The 22311-nt window shown below is 69.6% G+C and carries 15 protein-coding genes and 1 pseudogene; 12 read left to right on the forward strand and 4 right to left on the reverse strand.

What is annotated here, in order from left to right; translation table 11 throughout:
- Positions 1–40 precede the first annotated feature (40 nt).
- The gene (locus tag ASF28_RS22815; RefSeq protein ID WP_082475973.1) at positions 41–1153 is read left to right on the forward strand and encodes a DUF4214 domain-containing protein; all 1113 of its coding nucleotides are present in this window, start codon (positions 41–43) and stop codon (positions 1151–1153) included.
- A gap of 148 nt (positions 1154–1301) precedes the next feature.
- Here ASF28_RS22815 and ASF28_RS23155 read toward each other — a convergent pair.
- Positions 1302–1481: pseudogene (locus ASF28_RS23155) on the reverse strand (IS5/IS1182 family transposase); the annotation flags it as partial.
- 98 nt (positions 1482–1579) lie between these two features.
- Here ASF28_RS23155 and ASF28_RS03225 point away from each other — a divergent pair.
- The 3 genes from ASF28_RS03225 (at position 1580) to ASF28_RS03235 (ending at position 6236) form a co-directional block, all read left to right on the forward strand.
- Positions 1580–4144, forward strand: a complete 2565-nt coding sequence (locus ASF28_RS03225) for a glycosyltransferase (protein WP_157085327.1) — start codon at positions 1580–1582, stop codon at positions 4142–4144.
- 237 nt (positions 4145–4381) lie between these two features.
- On the forward strand, positions 4382–4645 hold the full coding sequence (locus tag ASF28_RS03230; RefSeq protein ID WP_056087576.1) for a hypothetical protein: 264 nt from the start codon (positions 4382–4384) through the stop codon (positions 4643–4645).
- A 145-nt stretch (positions 4646–4790) separates the two neighbouring features.
- Entirely contained in the window at positions 4791–6236 is a 1446-nt protein-coding gene (locus ASF28_RS03235; protein ID WP_056087578.1) for a mannose-1-phosphate guanylyltransferase/mannose-6-phosphate isomerase, read from the forward strand.
- A gap of 193 nt (positions 6237–6429) precedes the next feature.
- Here ASF28_RS03235 and ASF28_RS03240 read toward each other — a convergent pair whose 3' ends face one another.
- Both ASF28_RS03240 and gmd read right to left on the reverse strand, forming a co-directional pair.
- Entirely contained in the window at positions 6430–7398 is a 969-nt protein-coding gene (locus tag ASF28_RS03240; protein ID WP_056087581.1) for an NAD-dependent epimerase/dehydratase family protein, read from the reverse strand.
- Positions 7398–8387: a GDP-mannose 4,6-dehydratase gene (gmd, locus tag ASF28_RS03245; RefSeq protein WP_056087584.1), complete on the reverse strand. Its 990-nt coding sequence runs from the start codon at positions 8385–8387 to the stop codon at positions 7398–7400. Before gmd ends, ASF28_RS03240 begins: the two co-directional genes overlap by 1 nt.
- A 239-nt stretch (positions 8388–8626) precedes the next feature.
- Between gmd and ASF28_RS03250 the strand changes: the two genes are divergently transcribed.
- The 8 genes from ASF28_RS03250 to ASF28_RS03285 all read left to right on the forward strand — a co-directional run bounded on the left by ASF28_RS03250 (position 8627) and on the right by ASF28_RS03285 (position 21483).
- Complete coding sequence (locus ASF28_RS03250) at positions 8627–8926, forward strand: hypothetical protein (protein WP_056087587.1); 300 nt, start codon at positions 8627–8629, stop codon at positions 8924–8926.
- A gap of 341 nt (positions 8927–9267) precedes the next feature.
- The gene (locus tag ASF28_RS03255; protein WP_147711121.1) at positions 9268–11034 is read left to right on the forward strand and encodes a type I secretion system permease/ATPase; all 1767 of its coding nucleotides are present in this window, start codon (positions 9268–9270) and stop codon (positions 11032–11034) included.
- A 133-nt stretch (positions 11035–11167) separates the two neighbouring features.
- A complete protein-coding gene (locus tag ASF28_RS03260) occupies positions 11168–12520 on the forward strand; it encodes an HlyD family type I secretion periplasmic adaptor subunit (RefSeq protein WP_082476115.1) in 1353 nt (450 codons plus the stop codon).
- 164 nt (positions 12521–12684) lie between these two features.
- Entirely contained in the window at positions 12685–15096 is a 2412-nt protein-coding gene (locus ASF28_RS03265; protein WP_157085329.1) for a hypothetical protein, read from the forward strand.
- A gap of 229 nt (positions 15097–15325) precedes the next feature.
- Entirely contained in the window at positions 15326–18283 is a 2958-nt protein-coding gene (locus ASF28_RS03270) for a glycosyltransferase family 4 protein (RefSeq protein WP_056087598.1), read from the forward strand.
- Positions 18284–18306: 23 nt separating this feature from the next.
- Positions 18307–19857, forward strand: coding sequence for an FkbM family methyltransferase (locus ASF28_RS21405; RefSeq protein WP_244474872.1), 1551 nt, complete (start codon positions 18307–18309; stop codon positions 19855–19857).
- Positions 19858–20120: 263 nt separating this feature from the next.
- Positions 20121–20921 carry an FkbM family methyltransferase gene (locus ASF28_RS03280; RefSeq protein ID WP_082475974.1) on the forward strand — a complete coding sequence of 267 codons (801 nt, stop codon included), beginning with the start codon at positions 20121–20123 and terminating at the stop codon, positions 20919–20921.
- 376 nt (positions 20922–21297) lie between these two features.
- Positions 21298–21483, forward strand: coding sequence for a hypothetical protein (locus ASF28_RS03285; protein ID WP_210166742.1), 186 nt, complete (start codon positions 21298–21300; stop codon positions 21481–21483).
- Here the strand turns inward: ASF28_RS03285 and ASF28_RS03290 are convergent.
- Positions 21462–22307: a glycosyltransferase family 2 protein gene (locus tag ASF28_RS03290; protein WP_056087605.1), complete on the reverse strand. Its 846-nt coding sequence runs from the start codon at positions 22305–22307 to the stop codon at positions 21462–21464. The genes ASF28_RS03285 and ASF28_RS03290 overlap by 22 nt on opposite strands.
- Between the last annotated feature and the right edge of the window lie 4 nt (positions 22308–22311).

Genomic DNA, 22311 nt, shown 5'->3' on the forward strand with positions numbered 1-22311 from the left:
GCAAGCGGCCACTGTATAAATTTCAACTGCGAGACGACAAATGGCTCTGCTTGGCATCAATTTAGGTCTCGGTGGATCTGGTGGCCTTCTTGGCCTGGGAGGGAACTCTGCCGGAACTTCAACACCCTCAAGTGTCCTCAATCTCGATCTGACGGGACTCGTCAATCTGAATGTCGGCGCTGGTGGATCGACCTCCATTCTCACAGTCGATGCTGCAGTCGGTGGCACGACGGCCACCTCGGCTTCGGCGTCTCCGGTCATCAATCTCGGTGTCGATCTCGGTACGGGAACCACAGGGGGGAATGGCGGCCTGCTCGGCGGCCTGCTCGGGGGAGGCTCAGCCGGCGCGGGAGATGGGCTGATCCCATCGACGGTCGATGCGCTCCTTGGAACGGTCGGGAGTCTGACCGGCGTTCTGCTCGGGACCGGCGCTGGCGGCACGCCCGGTGGGCCCCCCGCAAATCCGGGTACGCCGGGAGCAATCATCACCGGCACGGAGGGCGTTGACCTCCTGCGCGGCACAGCTGGCAACGATACGATCACCGCCCTCGGCGGCAATGACCTGATCTACAGCAACGGCGGCAATGACATCATCAATGGCGGCGCCGGTCGCGATACGGTGGTCTTCTCCGGATCGATTGCTCAGTACACGGCCGCATCCCAGAACGGCGTCATTGGGTTCCACAGCACCACGACCGGCTCGACGTCGTTCCTGACCGGCGTCGAACGCGTCAGCTTCCAGGACCAGACCCTCGCGTTGGATTTCAATGGTAACGCCGGCCAAGTCTACCGGCTGTATCAGGCGGAATTCAATCGGGTTCCCGATACGCCCGGCCTCACCCACAATGTGAACCTCGTGGACAGCGGCGCCATCAGTCTCGGCGATATGGCAGATGCGTTCGTAGGTTCTGCGGAGTCTGTCAGCCATTACGGCCCCACCGTCAGCGACGCACAGTTCGTCACCAACCTCTACGCGAATACGCTTCATCGTGCGCCGGACGCTCAAGGATTTCAGAACTGGACCAACGCCTTGGCGAACAAGATCCTTGATCGGGGCGACGTGCTTCTCGGGTTCTCGGAGAGCGCTGAGAACCACAACAACACGGACCATCAGCTGCAGAATGGCATTCTTCTCGATTATGGAGTCGCGTGACCCGGATTGTCTTCGGGGAACCTAGGGTATCAGCCGCGACATGAACGTCCCGCCCCGCCAGCCCGTGATCAGATCGGGCGGCGGGGCGTCGTCGGTCGCCGGCGAGGTCGAGCGATGCGGCACGGTTCCCAGGGGCTCGACTCCATCGGCACCGGGGAGCTGTGCCGGCGGCGAGCACGATGGCCGAGGCCCCGTGGCGGGCGAACCTGTCGTATCGCGTGGCGAGGCGCCGGAAGTCCTTGAGGCGGCGGAAGCCGGCCGCGAGGCGCCGGCCCTTGCGAGAGCGGCGTTCGTCATGGCGGATCTCGCGTTTGCGGCCACGCTTTCCGAGATTTCGCACGGATACGAGTTGTCAGCGTCCCTCCCTTCGTAAACATCAGCCGCGTATACGGCGCCTGCGCCGCGTGCGCGGCTGGGGAAGGCGAGATGGCATTGTTCAAGATCGGCAAACGGTTGCAGTCGCAGACCTCTGCCCCGCAGCCCCTTTCGGAGATCCCCACTCCGCAGGCCCCGTCGGAGACATCCGACCTGCAGCCCCCGTCGGAGACCTTCGACCCGCAGCCCCCGTCTGAGATCTCCGACCCGCAGCCCCCGTCGGAGACCTCCGACCCACCGCCCCAGATCGAAGGCTTCATCGACATCCTCGACGACGAGCGGATCGTCGGATGGGCATGGGATCCCGCGATGCCCGAGCGCCGGGTCGTGATCGAGGTCGCGTGCGGGGAGCGGCGCGCGCGCGTGGTCGCCGATCGCGACCGGGCGGACCTGCGGGTGGCCGGCAAGGGCGACGGGTGCCACGGTTTCGAGGTCTGCTTCGATCTGCGCGGGATCGGCCCCGTCGAGGTCCGCGATGCCGCAACCGGCGCAATGCTCCCGGGCTCGCCCCTCTGCTTCGACCCGCTGCATCTCCTCGGCCTGCCGGGCAACCGGCGCGCGCGCGCGCTCCTGCGGGCGGAGGCGGAGCACGCGCGTCTCGCCCTCGGTGAGCCGGACGAAGGGGCCGAGCCGGCCCGGCCCGGCTATGCGACGCGCGCCCGCCTGGAGACGCTCCTCGCGACGGACGCGTCGGAGTACGAGCCGGTCCATCTCGTCACCCGCTACCTCGCCTACCGAGCCGAGCTCGCGCATCGCCCCGTTCCGCCCGGCGATCCGGCCGGGTCCCTGGCCGCCCTGCAGCGCTACCTCGCGGCAGAGGGCCATCGACCGGGCGGCCTGCCCCTCTCGCCCCCGCAGATCGCGTTCCTCAACGCCCCGATGCCGCGCTTTGGGCTCGCGCCGGAAGTGAGCGTGGCGGCCTACAACGCCATCGTCGACGCGAGGCCGGAGGCGAGCGATTTCGCCGACCCGGCGGCCCTGCGCGAGGCCCTGTTCTGGTGGTGCACCGAGGGCGCGCCGGCCCTCGCGCCGGACGGCTCGCTCATCACCGAAGCACAGGTCCGCCTCCTGACGCGGGGCGCGACACCGAATGCCTCCTACCCCCTCAACGACTTCCTGCGCACCTATCTCAGCCGCGACCCCGCCCTCGCGCCGGTCACGGGCGGGGGCATGCTGGAACGGGCCCTCGCCCTCTGCATCCTGATCCTGCACTGCGCACGCGCACCCGCCCTCGCGCGATTCCTGCCCGCCGCCGCGACCGCCGAGATCCTGGCTCCGGCCGGGACGGATGCGGGCTCGCGGTTCGAGGCGCTCCTCGCCCTGGCCCTCGAGGGCGGACCGGAGCCGGCGCAGGCCCTCAGCCGACAGCTCACCGAAAGCCTCGCGGCCCAGGGCCTCGCGCTCGCGAGTCCCCGCCCGCCCGCCGGGCATCCGGGCACCGCACCGGCGCTCGCGCGCGATCCTCGAATCAGCTCGGGGCTCGAGCCGGGCATCGCCGTGATCGGTCCGGTGCGCGCGGCCTCCGGCATCGGGCAGGCCACCCGCCAGTCCCTCGCGGCCCTCAGGGCCGCGGGCCGGCACCCCGCCATCCTCGACTACCGGGGGGATTTCCCCTCACCGCTCGGGGGGCCGGACATCGCCACGCCGGAGCTGCGCCGGCCGCGGACGATCAACCTCGTCCACCTCAATGCGGATACGCTGCCGCTCGCCCTCGCCGAGATCGATGCCCGTGTGTTCGCGCGCTCCTACAACATCGGCTACGTCTTCTGGGAGCTCGACCAGGTGCCCCGCGCCCATCGGCTGGGGCTCGACCTCCTCGACGAGGTCTGGGTCGCTTCGGCGTACAACCGGGCGATCTACGAGGGCGCCTGCGACGTGCCGGTTCACGATGTCGGCCTGGCGGTGGAGCCCCTCCCCGAGACGATCCCGGGCTCGCGGGCCGCATATGGACTGCCCGAAACCGGCTTCGTGTATCTGGCGACCTTCGACGCCTTCTCGTTCATCGAGCGCAAGAACCCGCTCGGGCTCGTCCGGGCCTTCCTGGCAGCCTTCCCGAAGGGCTCGCCGGAGCCAGTCCATCTCGTCCTGAAGACCCAGAACCGAACGAGTGTCGATGATCCCCATCAGGTCGGGCTGTGGCGGACGATCGATGCCCTGATCGCACGGGATCCGCGCATCCGGATCATCGATCGGACCCTGCCCTACATCGATCTCCTGGGCCTCAAGCAGTCCTGCGATGCCTACGTCTCGCTGCACCGCTCGGAGGGCCTCGGCATCGGGATGATCGAGGCGATGCAGCTCAAGCGCCCCGTGATCGCGACGGCCTATTCGGGCAATCTCGCGTTCTGCACGCCCGAGACGGCGTTCCTCGTCGACTACACCCTCGTGCCGGTTCGGCCGGAGGCCTACATCGCGGTGGAGCCCGGCAGCCGCTGGGCCGAGCCGTCACTGCCCTCGGCCGCGGCGGCCATGCGGGCGGTCTACGAGAACCCGGCGGAGGCGCAGGCGCGCGCGGAAGCGGCGGCGCAGCAGGTCGCCCGGGCGTTCAGCCCGGCCGCCATCGGCCGGCGCTACGCGGCCCGGCTCGACGCCATCGAGGCGCAGCTCGGTGCGTAGTGCGGGCCGCCGCGACGGTCGATCGCGCCATAAACGGAAAACCCCGCCCGTCGCAGGGCGGTCCCGTCGCGTTCCGAGAAGGTCGAGCCGGCCTGAGCGGGTCGTGCAAGGCCTCGTTCGCCGCCGCCCCGGCACCGTCCGCCTCATCCTGTGTCCCCGCCGTGGCTGACAGGCTGCATCACAACGCTTAGATGGTCGCTCTCTCCAGCCCAAGCGCCGAGGGGCCAAGGGTACCCGATGACAAAACCTTCCTTTCAGCCCGGCAGCGAGCTTTACGCCGAGCAGACGGTCTATGGGCAGATCGGCCCGCTCCAGGTGGTCCGGCTCGTCCGCAGCGATCTCAGCCTCGCCCTGACCCACGTCGTCGTCCTCGGCCATCCCAGCCTGGGGCCGACCTTCATCGCGGGTTTCCCCGATACCGAGGAGGGGATCGGCCTGGCCGATCAGGTCGGCCAAGCCGCCGTCCACGCACTCCGGATCGCGGCGACCCCGGTGTCCTGATCGTGGCCGGTGCCGGGCTCACGGGCGCCGCACGGCCATGATCCCCGACCGCCGCGCAGCCTCGTCCCCGCCATCGGCCCCTCGACGCCGCCGGCGCGGGGGCGGACCCGTCCGGCAGCCCACCTTCAACGCGGAGACGCCCTCAATGCCCGATTCGACGCCCTGCCTCATCCGCCCCGTGATCCTGTGCGGCGGTTCGGGCACGCGGCTGTGGCCGGCCTCGCGCGAGAGCATGCCCAAGCAATTTGCCCGCCTCGTCGATCCGGAGCAGTCCACCTTCCAGGCGACCGCCCGGCGCGTGGACGAGCCCGGCCTGTTCGCGCGCGCCACCGTGATCGCGGCGGCCGAGTCCCGCTTCATCGTGGCCGAGCAACTCGTGCAGGCCGGCCTGTCCGCCGACATCGTGCTGGAGCCGACGGCGCGCGACTCCGCCGCCGCCGTGGCGGTCGCCGCGCTCCACGCCGCTCGGACGGACCCGCAGGCGATCGTGCTGATCATGGCCGCCGACCACGTCATCGGCGACACCGAAGCCTTCCGCCGGGCGGTCGCCGCCGCGGCCGCCGGCGCGCGCGCCGGTTACACGATGACCCTCGGCATCGAACCGACACGGCCCGCCACCGATTACGGCTACATTCGCCGCGGCGCTCCCCTGAGCGAGGCCGAGGGCGGGGGCGACGGCGCCTGCGCCGTCGAGCGCTTCGTCGAGAAGCCCGACGCGGCCGGGGCCCAGCGGCTCATCGCGGATGGCGCCCTGTGGAATTCCGGCTACTTCCTGTTCCGGGCCGACGTGATGCTGACGGAACTCGAGACATTCGCCCCCGAGGTCTTGGCGGGCGCCCGCGCAGCGCTCGACGCGGCCGTGACCGACCTCGACTTCGTCCGCCTCGACGCCGCGTCTTTCGGGCAGACCCCGAAGATCTCCATCGACTACGCGGTGATGGAGCGCACGACCCGGGCCGCCGTGCTGCCGGTCTCGTTCCCCTGGTCGGATGTCGGGACCTGGGACGCGGTCTGGGGCGTCCTCGAGCACGATACGGAGGGCAACGCCCTGCGCGGCCGGGTCGAGCTGATCGGGACGCGGAACAGCCTCGTGCACAGCGAGGGCGAGGGGCTGACGACCGTGGTCGGCCTGGAGGACGTCGTGGTCGTGACCACCCGGGACGCGGTGCTGGTGGCCTCCAAGGCGCAGTCCGGTCGGGTGAAGGAACTCGTCGGTCAGCTGCGCGCCCGGGCGCATCCCGAGGCGGACGCGCATCTGCGCATGTACCGGCCCTGGGGCTGGTACCAGCGCATCGACGTCGGCGCGCGCTTCCAGGTGAAGCGGATCATGGTGACGCCGGGCGGGCGGCTCTCGTTGCAGAAGCACTATCACCGGGCCGAGCATTGGGTGGTGGTGAAGGGCACCGCCGAGGTGACGGTCGACGAGCGCGTCGTGCTGGTGCACGAGAACGAAGCCGTCTACCTGCCCATCGGTTCGATGCACCGCCTGGCCAACCCCGGCAGAATTCCCCTGGAGCTCATCGAAGTGCAGGTCGGCTCCTACACGGGAGAGGATGATATCATTCGCGTCGAGGACATCTACGGACGCTGAGCGTCCCGCATCGAACGCCCGTTGCACCGTCGGGCCCGGGGCGAGGACCGACGGTGCCCGGGTCGCCCTCCAAGGCCGGACCGACGCGGTTGCGGGCGCTCCCCACCGTGCCGGATGGTGGGACTTCGCGGGAGACCCGTCCGGATAAGTGGCGCGGAGCGTATCGAACCCGGCCCCCCACGGGGGAGCGCCTTCAGGCGACGTTGCGCGCCCGCGCGTCGGCCAGGACGGCGGCCAGGGTTTCGGACCACGGCACCTGCGGGGCCCAGCCCGTCGCCGCGTGGATGCGACGGCCGTCGCCCAAGGCCACCGGGATCTCCGAGGGCCGCATGCGGGTGGGATCGACCACGACCTCGAACGGGACGCGCGCCAGCCGCGTCAGATCCTCCAGCACGCTCGCGATCGCGTGGGGACGGCCCGAGGCGACATTCAGCACCGTGCCGGAGGCGAGTTCCTCACTGGCCGCGATCACCTGCGCGTAGGCCCGCACCACGTCCCGCACGTCCAGGAATTCGCGCTGCGCCGAGAGGTTTCCGACGGCGAGGCGGGGCGGCATGCGGCCCGCCTCGATCCGGGCGATCTGGTGCGCGAAGGCGGGCACGACGAAGCGCTCGTCCTGGCCCGGACCGGTGTGGTTGAACGGCCGCACCACGATGAGGCGGACCGCGCTTCCCGCCAGCACGTCGGCGAGCATCTCCTCGCCGACGCGCTTGGTGCGGGCGTAGACCCCGACGGGCTGGGGCACGACGTCCTCGTCCACCGGCCGGCCGGAGAGGAAGGCGCGCCCGTAGACTTCGCTCGAACTCGCGAAGACGAGGGTGGCGGCGGGGGCCTCGGCGCGGAGGGCTTCGGCGAGGTTCAGGAGGCCCGCGACGTTGGTGCGCCAGGTCTCCAGGCCTGCGCCGGCGGCCTGCCCGACGGAGGCCTGGGCCGCCAGATGCAGGACGTGGCTCGGCCGGAAGTCCCGCAGGCAGGCCGCCAGGGTTTCCCGGTCGGCGAGATCGAGGGTCCGAAAGTCGGCGCCCTCCGGCAGGGCGGGGATCGTCCCGCGCCCGATTCCGAGGAGCGCCTCGGTGCCCGCCCCGGCGAGCGCCGCGAGGGCGTGCCGGCCGACGAAGCCGGCCGCGCCCGTGACGAGCACGCGTCGGACGGGCGCGGACATCAGGCGGCCTTCAGGCCGCCGAGGCGCGCGAGGTCGGCCTCGACCATCTCCTGGATCATCGTCTCGAGGGAGGTCTCGGCCTGCCAACCGAAGGCGGCCTTGGCCTTGGCGGGATCGCCGAGCAGCACGTCGACCTCGGCCGGGCGGAACAGCTTGGGGTCGATGACGAGGTGGTCGTCGATGGTGAGGCCCACATGCGCGAAGGCGATCTCGCACATGGCCCGCACCGTGGTGGTGCGCCCCGTCGCGATGACGTAGTCGTCGGGCTTCTCCTGCTGCAGCATCATCCACATCGCCCGGACGTAGTCGCGGGCGTGGCCCCAGTCGCGCTTGGCGTCGATGTTGCCGAGACGCAGGTCCTGGGCGAGGCCGAGCTTGATCCGGGCGACTCCGTCCGTGACCTTGCGCGTGACGAATTCGACGCCGCGCAGGGGGCTCTCGTGATTGAACAGGATACCGTTCGAGGCGTGCAGCCCGAAGCTCTCGCGGTAGTTGATCGTCATCCAGTGGGCATAGAGCTTGGCCACACCGTAGGGGGAGCGCGGGTAGAACGGCGTGGTCTCGCTCTGGACCGTCTCCTGGATCAGGCCGAACATCTCCGAGGAGGAGGCCTGGTAGTAGCGCGCCTGCGGGCGCAGCGTGCGCACGCATTCGAGCAGGTTGACGGCGCCGAGGCCCGTGATGTGGCCCGTGAGCACCGGCTGCTGCCAGGACGCGGTCACGAAGGATTGGGCGGCGAGGTTGTAGACCTCGTCGGGCTGAACCTCCTGCACGATGCGGGCGAGGCTCGACAGGTCGAGGAGGTTGCCGTCGTGCAACGTGACCGCGTCGACGATGCCGAGCCACTTGAGGCGGTGATCGAACACGCCGGCATGGCTCGAGCGCCGCACCACGCCATGGACGCTGTAGCCCTGATCGAGGAGGAGTTGGGCGAGATAGGCCCCGTCTTGCCCGGTGATGCCGGTGATCAGCGCGCGCTTGCCGGTCATGTGGTGGCCCTCGTCTCTCGAATGATTTGGAAGAAGCTACCGCCGCGGCTAGGTCGATTGACCCGGCGCGTCAAGCGTTGAACGGCGCCGCTAGCCTTGGGCCCGGCACCACGGTATGGAGCCGCAGCGCTCCGGTCGGACGGCTGCGGACGGGCAACCGCACCGGCGCGTTGCCCCGCCCCTCCGTCGCGGAGAGTTGCGCGGGATCGACCGTCGGTCAGGTGAGCAGGAGAGGCGGCATGTTTCCATTCCGTAAGAAATCCGCCCGCCGCCCCGCCAAACCGGCCGGGATCGGCGGCTTCAACGAGGCGTTCTACCTCTGGAAGTACCCTGACGTCGCTGCCCAGGGGATCGATCCGATGCGCCACTATCTGGAGCATGGCTGGCGCGAGGGCCGAGACCCCTGCGAATCCTTCAGCACGCAAGGGTATCTTGCCCACAATCCGGACGTCCGCGCCGCCGGCGTGAACCCCCTCGTGCATTTCTGGGATACGGGTCTCGCCGAGGGCCGCTCCGGCTGGCAGATCGACCGCGGCTGATCGCGGGCAACCCGTCCGGGCGCCTATGCCGCGTGGGTCGCAAGCGCTCTCAATTCGGCCACACCCCTCCGACAAAGGACGGCCCGCCTCCCAAGGCTGTATCGAACGGTCGACAGCTCAAATATGATCGCGGGACGTTCGGTGCGGAGACAGCTCCGCATGCCAACCAGAGCCGTTTTCAACGGTGTCACACTGTCGATCCGGGCAGGCGATTTCTGTAATCGAATCGACGGCGCCCATTCCGGCGGCTGCATCGACCGGATGATTGTGATAGACAATTGCGTCCGTGCGCGCGTAGGTCGGCGGCGAGTCGCCAGAGAACAGGGCCATCGGGCATGAGCATGAGGGGTGTGGGCGGTGAGTCCTCGGTCCTGAAGGAGGGGATCAAAGCAACGCGACCTGTCTTCGTGACAGCGATTGTGTTCAGCTTCTTCATTAACCTTCTGATGTTCGTCAGCCCGCTCTACATGCTCCAGGTCTACGACCGGGTGCTGTCGAGCCGCAATGAGACGACGCTCATCGGCATCACCTTGATCGCGGCCTTCGCGCTCGTGGTCTACGCCCTCCTCGAGATGCTGCGCTCGCGCCTCCTCGTGCGCGCCGGCATCCTGTTCGACGAGAAGATCGCGAGCCCGATCTTCTCGGCCGTCCATCGGGGCAACCTGCGCAACCCCGAAGGCGGCCACGGCATCGCCCTGCGCGATGTCGATACGGTGCGCGAATTCCTCACCGGCAGCGGCCTCCTCGCCTTCTGCGACGCGCCGTGGACGCCGGTCTTCCTGCTCGCCTGCTTCATCCTCCACCCCTGGTTCGGCTGGATGGCCATCGCGGGCGGCGTCATCATCTTCGGCCTGACCCTCCTTAACGAAGTCGCCACCAAGCGCGAGCTCGCCGCCGCGAGCCAGGCCGGCAACGCCGCCAGCCAGTACGCGCAAGCGACCCTGCGCAACACCGAGGTGCTGCAGGCCATGGGCATGCTGGGGGCGCTGCGTCGCCTCTGGGGCCAGCGCCACGAGGAAGTGCTGGCCTTCCAGGCCCTGGCGAGCGACCGGGCCGGTCTGATCGTCGCGGGCACGAAGTTCGTCCGCATGTTCCTGCAGACCCTGATCCTGGGCGTCGGCGCCTATCTTGCGATCCACCGGGAAATCTCACCGGGTTCGATGATCGCCGCCTCGATCATCATCGGGCGGGCCCTGGCCCCGGTGGAACTGCTCATCGCGAACTGGAAGGGCTTCAACGCGGTGCGGGCGAGCTACGCGCGCCTGCAGAGGCTCATCGAGATCGCCGGTCCCGAGCCCGAGCGCATGAACCTGCCCCGGCCCGCCGGTCAGATCGAGGCCGAAAACCTCGTCGTCGCCGCCCCCGGCAAGACGCAGGCGATCCTCCAGGGCGTCAGCTTCAAGCTCGAGCCCGGCACGGTGGTGGGCGTCGTCGGCCCGTCGGCGGCCGGCAAGTCGAGCCTGGCCCGCGCCGTCACCGGCGTCTGGCCCATCGCCCGCGGGGCCCTGCGCATCGACGGCTCGGAGATCTCGCACTGGGATCCCCAGGCGCTCGGCCGCCATATCGGCTACCTCCCCCAGGACGTCGAATTGTTCGCCGGCACGGTCGCTCAGAACATCGCCCGCTTCGACACCATCGACGAGGAAGCGGTGATCGCGGTTGCCAAGAAGGCGGGCTGCCACGAACTGATCCAGGGGTTGGCCGATGGTTACAACACCCAGATCGGCGGCGGCGGCCATGCGCTCTCGGGCGGCCAGCGCCAGCGCATCGCCCTCGCCCGCGCCATGTACGGCAACCCGAGCTTCATCGTCCTCGACGAGCCGAATGCCAGCCTCGACGCGGCGGGCGAAGAAGCCCTGATGCGGGCCGTCCAGGAGCTGAAGCAGATGGGCACCACGATCCTGATCGTGACCCACAAGGTCAACATCCTGACCGCCGTCGACACGGTGCTGGTGATGAATGCCGGCACGGTTCAGGCCTATGGACCGCGCGACCAGATCCTCGGCCAAGTGGCGGGCCCGCGTCCCGTTCCGTCCCCCGGCACCGCATCCGTGGCAGCGCCCACGACCGGCCGCCTCGGCATGCAGGGCCAGCGCGCGGCCGGATAGGCTGCGGGCGGACGACACGGCACCGGGCGACAGGATTGACGAGACGACCATGAGCATGAACCTTCCTGCACTGCGCGCCCATCTCTCCAGCACCACGGCCCGGGTCCGGCAGGGTCTGACCCGCACCGGCCTGATGACGGCCGCCGGCGATGCGGCGGACGATGCGACGGAAGCCGGCCCGCGTCCGGCGCCCCCGCCCCACCTGACCACGTGGAAGCACCACGCCATCGCCGGCTACGTGCTGATCTTCTCCACCTTCGGCGTGATGGGCGCCTGGGGGGCAGTGGCCCGGCTCGACCGGGCCGTGGTCAGCCCCGGCACGATCGCGGTGGAGAACAGCCGCAAGATCGTGCAGCATTTCGAGGGCGGCATGGTGCGCGAGGTCCTGGTCAAGGAAGGCCAGACCGTGCGCGAAGGCGAATTGGTGCTGCGGCTCGACCCGATCCAGGCCACCGCCAGCGTCGACCTGTTCCGGTCCCAGCTCGACGCCACCTTGGTCCAGGAGGCGCGCCTGCTGGCCGAACGGGACAGCCGGGATAGCCTCGAGCTTCCGCCGGAGATCCAGGCGCGTCAGACGGAGCCCGCCGTCGCGCGGGTGATCGGCGATCAGACGGCGCAGCTCAAGGAGCGGCGCGGCTCCCTCGTCGGTCAGATCGAGCTCCTCGAGTCGCGGGTGCGGCAGCTCAAGAACGAAATTTCGGGGCTCGGCGTCGAGAAATCGGCCACCGAGCAGCAGGTCGGCTTCATCAACCAGGAACTCGTCGGCCTGCGCCAGCTCCGCGAGAAGAACCTGATCCCGGTGAGCCGCCTCCTCGTGATGGAGCGTGAGCGCACCCGTCTCGAGGGCGTCATCGGCCGCTCCGTCGCCGACACGGCCAAGGCCGAGAACGGCATCAACGAGACCGGCCTGCAGATCACGCAGCTGCGTCAGAAGCTGCAGGAAGACATCGCCGGCCAGCTCCTCGAGGCTCGCCAGAGAAGCGCCGAGCTCCGCGAGAAGTTCGCCGTCGCCCAGGACGTCCTGCGACGCCTCGAGGTGCGTGCGCCCCGCTCCGGCGTCGTGCAGAGCCTGAAGGTCTACACGATCGGTCAGGTCGTGCGCTCGGGCGAGGCCCTGATGGAGATCGTGCCCGACGACGACAAGCTCGTCGTGCACGTGCAGTTCGCGCCCAACGACCTCGAGACGGTGCATGCCGGCATGCCGGCCGAGATCAAGTTCCCGAGCTTCCATTCGCGGCGCATTCCGACGATCCTGGGCAACCTCGAATCGGTCTCCCGCGACCGACTCATCGACGAAACCACGCGCCAGCCGTATTTTCTCGGCATCGTACAGATCAGCAAGCTGCAGATCCCCGAGATGATGCAGGGCCGGCTGGTGGCCGGTATGCCGGCGGAGATCGTCGTCACCACGGGCGAGCGCACCGCGCTGAGCTACATCGTTTCACCCTTCTTCGAGGCGCTCGGCCGTTCGTTCAACGAACATTGACCTGACCGGGTCTACGGTCGACCCGGCCGCACAATCGGGCAAGGCGCACTTCGCGCGGGTTTGGGGCAGGGTCAGGTTAGATGGGCGCCATTCTCTCGTTCTTCCGTCCGGCTCCGGTCGCCCGCGGCGACTGGTCCCAGCAGGAGATCGCCGAGTTCTACCGCGTGGAAGCCGCCCTCACGCAGGCCGGCTTGCGCATCACCACCGACCGGGGCCTGACCGACGAGGGCGACCCCTGGTTCGTCTTCTGCCGCTTCGACGGCGACGTGATCCTGCACTTCGCGCGGATCGACGATCTCTACGTGGTGGCCTCCGAGGCGTTCGAGCGCCCGCTGCAGGGCCCGGATTTCCGCGCCTTGCTCAACGCGGTCGCATCGGAGCACCCGACCCTCGTACCGATTCCGCGCCAGAACGCGCAGGGCAAGGCCGGCAATCTCGTTCTGCACCCAGCCGCGCTCCTGGCTGCGATCGTCGCCACGGTGGCGTTCCAGCTCGCGGGTGGGGACGCGATGGCGGGCGAGCTCGCGAGCGAAGAGCCCGCGGCGGCAATGCACCAGCCCGGCACCGAGGGGCATGCACGCGACACGAACTCCGTCATGCCCGGCCCGGATCCGCATCCCCATTCCGCGCATGACGAACTCGGCCGTCTCACGGGCGAGGACGAGGGACGCCATGCCCGCCACGCCCTCGTCCTCTCGGCGATCGCCCTGATCAGCACGACCTTGCCGGCCGATCAGGCCGTCGATGCCACCGGCGGCATCCTGGGCGAGAGCCCGGCGGGGGGAGCGCGGAGCAAGGCCGTTCCCGTCACGGTCGTCGAAGTGAGCCAGGCCGCAGCGGAAGGCCGGCGCTCTCAGGGCAGGGACGAGGCTGCCCTGGACGCGGCCGCCGAGCATGCCGTGGCCGGAGGGGGCGCACTCGTCCAAGTCAGCGCGGTCCTGACCGGCACCGCAAGCGGACCCGCCATCTTCGGGAACATCGATTTGGTCCGCCTCAACGTCCTGGGGCTCGGGGCCGCGGGTGGTCAGGAAATTGCCGTGATGCGGGCCGCCGAGAGCGCCCCGCCGATGACGGCGATCCTGGTCGGCCGCGTGGCCGCACACGCGGTGCCGGTGGCGGTCGAGAAGGCGTCGGCCGCTGCGGCACCGGTTCCGGCCGGGGGATCGGCACCGATGCCGTCCGGCGGGGCGACCCCCGCCCCGGCGGCAGGATCGCCCGCACCCAGCCCGGCCACCGTCGTGGTGGGGGGAACCACCGCGGCGCCAGCCAGCGCCGCCGCCATGACGACCTTCCTGGCGGTCGGCACGGTGGAGACGGGTGGTGGCCATTCCGCGGGCGGTGGGGGTGCATCTCCCTCCGCGCCGAGCCAGGCCAGCGTGCAGGGCCAGGCGGCCGCCGCGGGCGCGACAGCGAGCCCCCCGGAGAAGCTATCCGCGCCGAGCGCGACCACGCCCGCCACGCAGTTTGTCGCGGCTGCGGCAAACCTTACGGTTCGGACAGCCCTCAACAGTTTCCTCGAGCAGTATGCCAGCGCGACCAAACTGAGCGCGCTCGGTTCGGACACGGCCGCGACGACCAAGCTCGGCGAGATGGCCCTGACCTCGCTCGCCAAACTGATCGGAACGGGCGCCGTTTCCGAGTTCCTGTCGAGCTTCACCGCCTATGGCGGCAGCGTCACCGCGTCGAAGCTCGTCACCGCATCGACGAGCGATCCGGCCATCGACCCGATCAAGGGCGTGGCCGCACTCGATGGCGCACTCGGTGGCACCACGCCCGGCACCCTGCTTCAGGGCTCAGCCGTCCTGAGCGGCACGGCGGCGCAGATCGGGGCGGTCAAGGACAAGGACGCCACCCCGTCCTCCGAGGGTGCCACGAAAATCACCGACAAGGTCATCGAGGCCGCGACAAAGCTCGCGGGCGCGGAGGTCACCAAGACGGGCCTCGGCGAGGGCGCGACCGGTACCGTCGCGAAAGAGCCCGCACCGTCCTCCGAAAGCGCCACGAAAATCACCGACAAGGTCGTGGAGGCCGCAACCAAGCTCCCAGCCGTGGAGGTCGCCAAGGCGAGCCCCGGCGAGGGCGCGACGGGCACCGGTGCGAAGGACGCCGCCCCGTTATCCGAGGGCGCCACGAAGATCACCGACAAGGTCGTCGAGGCCGCGACCAAGCTCCCAGCCGTGGAGGTCGCCAAGACGAACCCCGGCGAGAGCACGGCCGGGACCGCTGCGAAGGACGCCGCCCCGTCCTCCGAGGGCGCCACGAAGATCACCGACAAGGTCGTCGAGGCCGCGACCAAGCACCCGGGTGGCACGACCCTGGACACCGCGACGCTGACGCATCCGGCCCCGACGATCGCCCCCCAATCCCTGGACGAGCAGGGCCGTCAGCTGATTGCACGATTCCTCGAGTCGACGACGCAGGTTCAAACCTTCGTGAGCGAGCGGTCGTTCGTGATGATCGACATGGACGCGAGTCATTACGGCAACCCGGATTTCTCCGTGCGGACCTGGAGCATCGGCCACGATGTCGAGATCAGCATCATCGGGATCGCGGCGGACAGCCCACACAACCTCTGACGATGCGACGGGCGGGGGCCCGTCGCGGCACGCGGCCCCGTCGGCCGGACAGCCGTCCGCGAACTGACGCCTCTGTCCGTCGCCGCGCCCTCCGGGCCATGAATGGGCCGCCGATTGTGCGACCGGGCGCCGGGCGGCAGTTGCCTTCAGCGGTCAAGCTGGTGCACATGCCGGGCGTGCCCGCCCCGCCCGTCAGGCGGGCCCGGAGCGGAGAGTGCGTGCGACGACCATGCTGAATATTCTCCTCGACTTGCAGACGCTGCAGTCGGCATCCCGCCATCGCGGCATCGGGAACTACTCGCGCGGGCTCGCCGACGCCCTGCTGCGGCGCGACGACGTCGCGTGGCACATTCTTCTCTCGGATGCGATGCCCGACACTCTGCGCCCCGCGCTGAGTTGGGCCCGCGAGCGGGTCGGGCCCGAGCGCATCCACGTGCTGCACGGCCTCAGTCCGATCCGCGGATGCGACACCGACGCGGGACCCCGTGCGCGCGCCGCCGAGGCGCTCTACAGCGGCTTCATCGAGGCCCTTGCCGTCGATCTCGTGCATGTGGCCAGCCCCTTCGACGGTTGGAGCGACGAGACGGTCCTCGACATCGCCCCCGATCGGGCGACCCCGTTCGCGGCGACCCTCTACGACCTGATCCCGTTCGAGGAGCCGGACCTGTTCCTGCCGACGCCGGAGGTCGCCGGCTGGTTCGAGCGCCGTCTTCAGACCCTGATGCGGGCCGAGAACGTCCTGGCGATCTCCGAGCATAGTGCCCGGATGGGCCGGCGGCGGCTGCGCATGGGGCCCGAGCGGGTTGTCGCGATCGGGGCGGACGTCGATCCGATCTTTGCCCCCCGCACGCTCGCGCCCGAGGCGACCCGGGCGCTGCTCGCCCGCCACGGCATCACCCGGCCGTTCGTCCTCCATGTCGGGATCCCGGAACCGCGCAAGAACGTCCCCCGCCTGATCGAGGCGTTCGCCCGGCTGCCGGAGACCGTGCGCGCGCACCACCAGATCGTCCTGGCCACGAAGGTGACGGACGCGCAGGCCGAGAGCCTGGCGCGGCTGGTCGCCGATCAGGGCCTGCCGCCGGACGCCCTCGTGCTGCCCGGGTTCGTGCCCGATCCGGACCTTGCCGACCTCTACAGTCTTGCGCGGGTCACGGTGATGCCGTCGCTCAACGAGGGGTTCGGTCTGCCCCTCCTCGAAGCCATGCGCTGCGGCTGCCCGGTCCTCGGCTCGAACACCACGAGCATCCCGCAGGTGATCGGGCGGGCCGACCTCACCTTCGACCCCCTGCGGGTCGCCGACATCGCCGAGCGCCTCGAGCGGATGCTCACGGACACGGAGTTCCGTGCCGGCGCCATCGCCCATGCGGCTGTCCAGCAGGCACGCTTTTCGTGGGCCGTGAGCGCGGAGCAGGCCTGCCAGGCCTTCACCCAAGCCGTCGAACGGCGCGGCCGCCCCCCCTCCCCTGCGCCCACTCCGCCCCCGCTCACCGGCCTGACGCCGGGCCGATACCTCCTGCCGCTCGCGGGCGATCTCGACACGCACGAACCGGGGCCCCTGTCCCGCTGCCCGGACGAGCCCGCAATCCTCGCGGCCGCCCTCGACGCCGTCGGTCCCTGCCTCCTGATCGACCTTTCGCAGGCCGGCACCACCCTGGAGGGGGGCGAACCGGACACGGCCGTCCGCGCGGAGCAGGACGATACCGCGGCGATGTCCTCGCGGGACGTCGCGCCCCCCCATCCCCACCTCGTCGCCCGGCTCGCATCCGATCCCCTCGAGACCGCCTCCGACACCCCCGCCTCCTGGCAGCTGACCTGGTCGAGCTGGCCGCGCACCCGCGCCCATGCGCCGGACCCGGAGCGCTACGCGAGTCTGTCCTCCGCCCTCGCGCGCGTCGGCGGCTACCACCCGCTCCTGCAAGCGATCCGCCCCCTCGCACGGCTCACAGCCCTGGCGCAGGAGGGCGACCTGCCGGGCCCGGAGCGCGATGCGTTTGCGCAGGCGCTCGCCGACAACCACGCGCCCGCCTGCGCCCGCCCGCGCCTGCTCGTCGACGTCACGGAACTCGCCCAGCGCGACGCGCGCTCGGGCATTCAACGGGTGGTACGCAACATCTTCGGCGCGCTGCTTCAGGAGCCCGCCGGGTTCGAGGTCGTGGCGGTCCGGCGGGAACAGGCCACGTATCGCTACGCCCGCGCGTTCACGGCACGCTTCCTCGACCGGGCAGAGCTTGGTGACGATCCGCTCCTCGACTTCCAGCCGAGCGACACGTTTCTGGCCCTCGATTTCGACGCCTCGATTCCCGCCGAGGCGCTCGCCGTGCTGCGGCGCCAGCACCTGCGCGGCGTGCGCATCATCAATGTTCTCTACGACACGCTGCCGCTTCACCGCCCGGACTGGTTCGGGATGGGCATGCTGGGCGTCTACACCCAGTGGCTGCACGGGCTCGCCGAGATCTCCGATGGGATCGCCTGCATCTCGCAGGCGGTCGCCGACGATCTGGCGCAGGTGATGGTCGAGCGCCGCTTCCTGCAGGGACGGACCCCACGCCTGGGCGCCTTTCATCTCGGTGCCGACCTCGACGCGGCGCAGTCGGCCGCGGACGTGGATCCGGAACTGGCTGCCGAGATGCCTGCCTTGTTCGAGCCGGATACGCCCGTCTTCGTCACGGTCGGCACGCTCGAGCCGCGCAAGGGCCACGCCCAGCTCCTCGACGCCGCCGAGCTTCTCTGGGCGAAGGGGAACCCGGCGGTGTTCGCCATCGTGGGCAAGCGCGGCTGGCTCGTCGATCCGCTGATCGAACGGATCACGACCCATCCCGAGCTCGGCCGGCGTCTGCGATGGTTCGAAGCGGTCGACGACGCGGTGCTGGCCCAGGTTTACCGGGCTGGCACGGCCGCGCTCCTCCCCTCGGAAGGCGAGGGGTTCGGCCTGCCGCTCGTCGAGGCGGCCCATGTCGGCCTGCCGATCCTGGCGCGCAATCTGCCCGTCTTCCGCGAGATCGGTGGCGCACACGCCACCTATTTCGGCGGCTTCGACGGGCGTTCCCTCGCCGACGCGATCGAGGCCTGGCTCGCGACCCATGCCCGGGGCGAGACGCCGGATCAGGCCGGCATCCGACCGCTCACCTGGGCCGAGAGCGCGCGTCAGCTGATGGACGTCGTGCGTGCGGTCCCGCATCAGCCCTGATCGACCGCAAGGATCCGCGCCCGATGGTGTTCATTTCCTACGCCCAGAACTACGAGGACGTGATGCTCGCCCGCGCGCTCGGCGCGGTCGAGAACGGCTTCTACATCGACGTCGGGGCGCAGGATCCGGACGAGGACTCGGTCACCAAGCATTTCTACGACCGCGGCTGGCACGGACTCAACTTCGAGCCGTCCGAGCAGTACCACGCCCGCCTCGAGGCGGTCCGTCCGCGCGACCTCAACCTGCGCTGCGCCGTCGGCGACCATCCGGGGTCCGTAACCTTCTACGAGGCGGACGGCACCGGCCTCTCGACGATCGTCGAGGCGGTGAGCGCGGCCACCTCGGAGGCGCGCACCCCCCACACCGTACCGATGACGACGCTCGACGCCGCCTGCGCGGCCTACGGCATCACGACGGTGCACTTCCTCAAGATCGACGTCGAGGGCGCCGAAGACCTCGTCCTGCGCGGGACCCGCTTCGAGGCGGTCCGCCCCTGGATCGTCCTCCTCGAAGCGACGCACCCGAACTCGCCCGAACCGTACTATGCGCACTGGGAGCCGCTCCTGACCGAGCGAGGCTACCGCTTCGTCTACGCCGACGGGCTCAACCGGTTCTACCTCGCCGACGAGCACGCCGACCTCGCCCCGCACTTCGCCCTGCCGCCCAACCACTTCGACCGCTTCGTGCGCGCCAGCGAGGTGCGGGCCGATGAGCGCGCCGAAACGCGCTGGTCCGAGAATCTCGCCCACCACCTGAAGATCATCGGCGAGATGGACGCGGAATGCGCGCGCCGACAGGCGGCGCTCGACGCGCATGTGGGTCAGATCGAGTCGCTTTCCGCGATGTTGACCGAGAAGGAGGGGGTCGTCGCGCACCATCTCCGCCTGGTCGAAGACGCCGCCGAGCGCGCGCGGACCCAGCAGGCTGAGATCGAGCGCCTCGCCCAACTCCTCGAAACGGGCGCGGTCCGCGAGCAGGAGACGATCGCGCATCATCTCAACCTCATCGCAGAGGCCGCCGCCCGGGCGGAAGCGCTTCAGGCCGAGATCGGGCGCATCGCCGCGGCGCTCGGGGCGGCGGAGGGCCGGGAGCAGGAAGCGACCGCCCATCATCAGGGGCTCCAGTCCCGGATCGACGAGCTCGGGGAGGCGCTCGGGCGCAGCGAAGCCCACACCCGCTTCCTCGAGGGCGAAAACGGGCTGCGGGACGCGCGTATCGGGGCGCTCGAGGCCCTTGCCGAGCGCAGGGCCCGCCGACTGGCATTCCAGGACGACAAGATCAGCTGGCTGTCCCTGGACCGTGAACGCTTTCGCACGGCGCACGCCACCCTGGTCGGGAGCCGCCTGTGGCGCCTTACCCGCCCTTTGCAGGGATCTGCCCTCCGGGCCGCAAGCCGAGCGCGTCCGCTCGTACGCGCCCTGCCGCCCGAGCCGATCGTCGAAACCGCGCACGCGCCTCATCCCCCTTCCGAGATCGCCGCATCCGAGCCCGTTGCGGCAACACCGATCGCGCCCATGCCGGGCGAGGTTCCGGAGCGGGCGCGCTGGATGCAGAAGCGCCTGTTCGCGGCTTGATGGCAACCCGACCGACCGGACGGTTGCGTCGGGGTTTCGGGCCGCTACGGGTCGGACCGTTGGGCTGGTCGTGCCCGTCGCGACGGTGCCGCATCACCGCCCGCGACCGGACACCCTGCGCGGTTCCCGCGCGTTGGGACCGAGCTTTGCCGGCTGCGATCTCGGACGCACCGGGCCGGGCGTGAAACGGCCGGACACCGGGATGCGCGCGCAGCCCCGGCACGCGCCTGGCATCGTTAACGATTTCGTGCTCAGATTGTGTCATGGTCATACCCGAAAACGTGCATGTGGTTGAAATGACAACACCCACCAAATCGGTCACGCTGAACGGTACTGTACGGCAGATCACAGGTCTGTCCGATGAGGACCCTTACTACGCAAGCATCATCGATCCTTTCGAGGCAGATCTACAGGCTTTCTGCGCCCGTCATCTCAAACCCGATTACGTCTGCTGGGATCTTGGTGCCAATATCGGTGTGACCGCCCTCATGATGGCCGGGCTTTGTCCCGATGGCCGTATCGAGGCCGTTGAGGGGAACGGAACGGTCCACGCGCTTCTGTGCGAAAACCTCGCGCGCAACAACATCAGCAACGTGACACCGCACCATGTCGCGATCGGAGATCGCAACGGCCGAGCCTTCTTCAATGAAATCTCCGCCTACGGTCATCTCACCGGAGACCCGAAGCAGACGCCGGTGACCGTCATCACGCCCGAGACGCTGCTCAAGCGCAGTGGGGACCGGCTTCCGGACTTCATCAAGATCGATTGTGAGGGGTTCGAGCCAATCATTCTCAGGCATGCCGCGGACCTGATCTGGCGCAGCAACGCGCTGGTCCATCTCGAATTCAACTCCTGGTGTCTGCTGCATCACTCCCGCTCCCAGCCCCTCGATTTCCTCGATTGGATCCTCGACATTTTTCCCGAGACCTTCATCGTTCGAAAAGGAGGCATCCTCGAGCGGTTCGCGCGAACCGACATGAGCGGAATCCTGCACGACAACCTGATGAAGTACGGCTGCGTCAACGATCTCGTCGTCACGTTCGAACCGGGGCGCCTGGCCTAGAGGCCGTATGACGCCGTGGCGCCGGGGGTTCAGGTGAGGACGCACGCCCTCCTCGCGCGCCGCCGACCCCTCCCCCGTTCCCGATGACGAATGGGCGTCGGTCGCGCCTTACCTGACGCTGTTGCGGGAGAATTTCGGGGCTGCGCGAGCACACGCTCCGGAGCGTGCTCGACGGGCTGCCCTACGCAACGAAGGCGCGCGCGGCGCCGCCGGCCCGAGACCTCCCGCCCCGGGACGCTGTCTACCGGCAAGCCCGGCGCTGGCCGGCGGGCGGCGGCTTCGAGCACCCGTCGACGATCTGCGGGTGCGCTTCGGCGCGTGGCCCCCGGCCGGAGTTCCGAGCGAATCCGTCTTCGACAGCCGGACCCTGCGCTCGATGCCCGAAAGCGGCGCGCAGGCCGGCCAGGCGGAAGCCACGCGCAAGAAGGATGCGGAGGTCCATCCGGCCGTCGACACCCTGGAGCACCTCCCGGCCCTGCAGGTCACGCCAACCGATGCGAACGACCGCGCGCGCCCGGCGCGCCCGGCCGGGCAGCGCCTTCAGGGTCTGCGCAAGCCGTAACGGTCAGCCAGGGTAGCGAGCCGATGGGTGAGGGCCGGCCAGAACCGTTTCGGCTCGGAATGGGTCTCCGCCGAAGCTTTAGGAGGGTACGGATCGGCCCGATCCTCCCAGCCGATGTGATTGGTCCAGGCCGAATCGTCGAAAGGCGACGCGAAGGTTTCGGCGCCGGGCGCGCCCCATTTCCGGGTGTAGTAGTCCCGGTTGCGAGTCATGATCGCTTCATGCTCGATCTGGATCTCGGGGTTGTCGCGCGTCGTCTTCGAGCGCTCATGCTCGGCGAGCACATCGGGCGCCGTCACGAACGCGACGCCGGACAGGACGCAGCGTCGGTAGTAGTCGTAGTCCTCGTAATAGGCCGGGGTGATGTTCTGGTCGAACCAGCCGACCCGCTCGATCACCGCCGGGGTCACCGTGCAGCAGGCAAAGCCCTGCTGCATCACCTGCCCCGCATAGGGGCTGCCCCCGGTCTCGAGTCCCTGAAGGAAGGCGACCGACAGCGGAACGTTCGCCTCCACGAACTTCACGAAGGCGGAAAAGCCGCCCTCGACGAAGTGCAGGTCGTCGTTGACGAGCATCGCGTGGGTGGCGCCAGCCGCCAGGACCTCGTGCACGCCGTCGTTCCAGCTGCGCGAGAGACCGCGGTTCTCGCAGTGCATGTGGAGTGCCGTGCGCGGCCGCTCGGCCAGCGTGGCCACCCGCGCGGTGAAGGCGGGGTCCGATCCGTGATGGTGGATGGACCAGAAGACATCGAGGCCCGCCGCATCGACGCTGGCCAGGAGTTTCTCCGGCCAGTGCGCGTAGGTGACGAGGACGAGACCGATCATGCGT

Source organism: Methylobacterium sp. Leaf99 (assembly GCF_001422375.1).
In the GTDB taxonomy this organism is placed as follows: domain Bacteria; phylum Pseudomonadota; class Alphaproteobacteria; order Rhizobiales; family Beijerinckiaceae; genus Methylobacterium.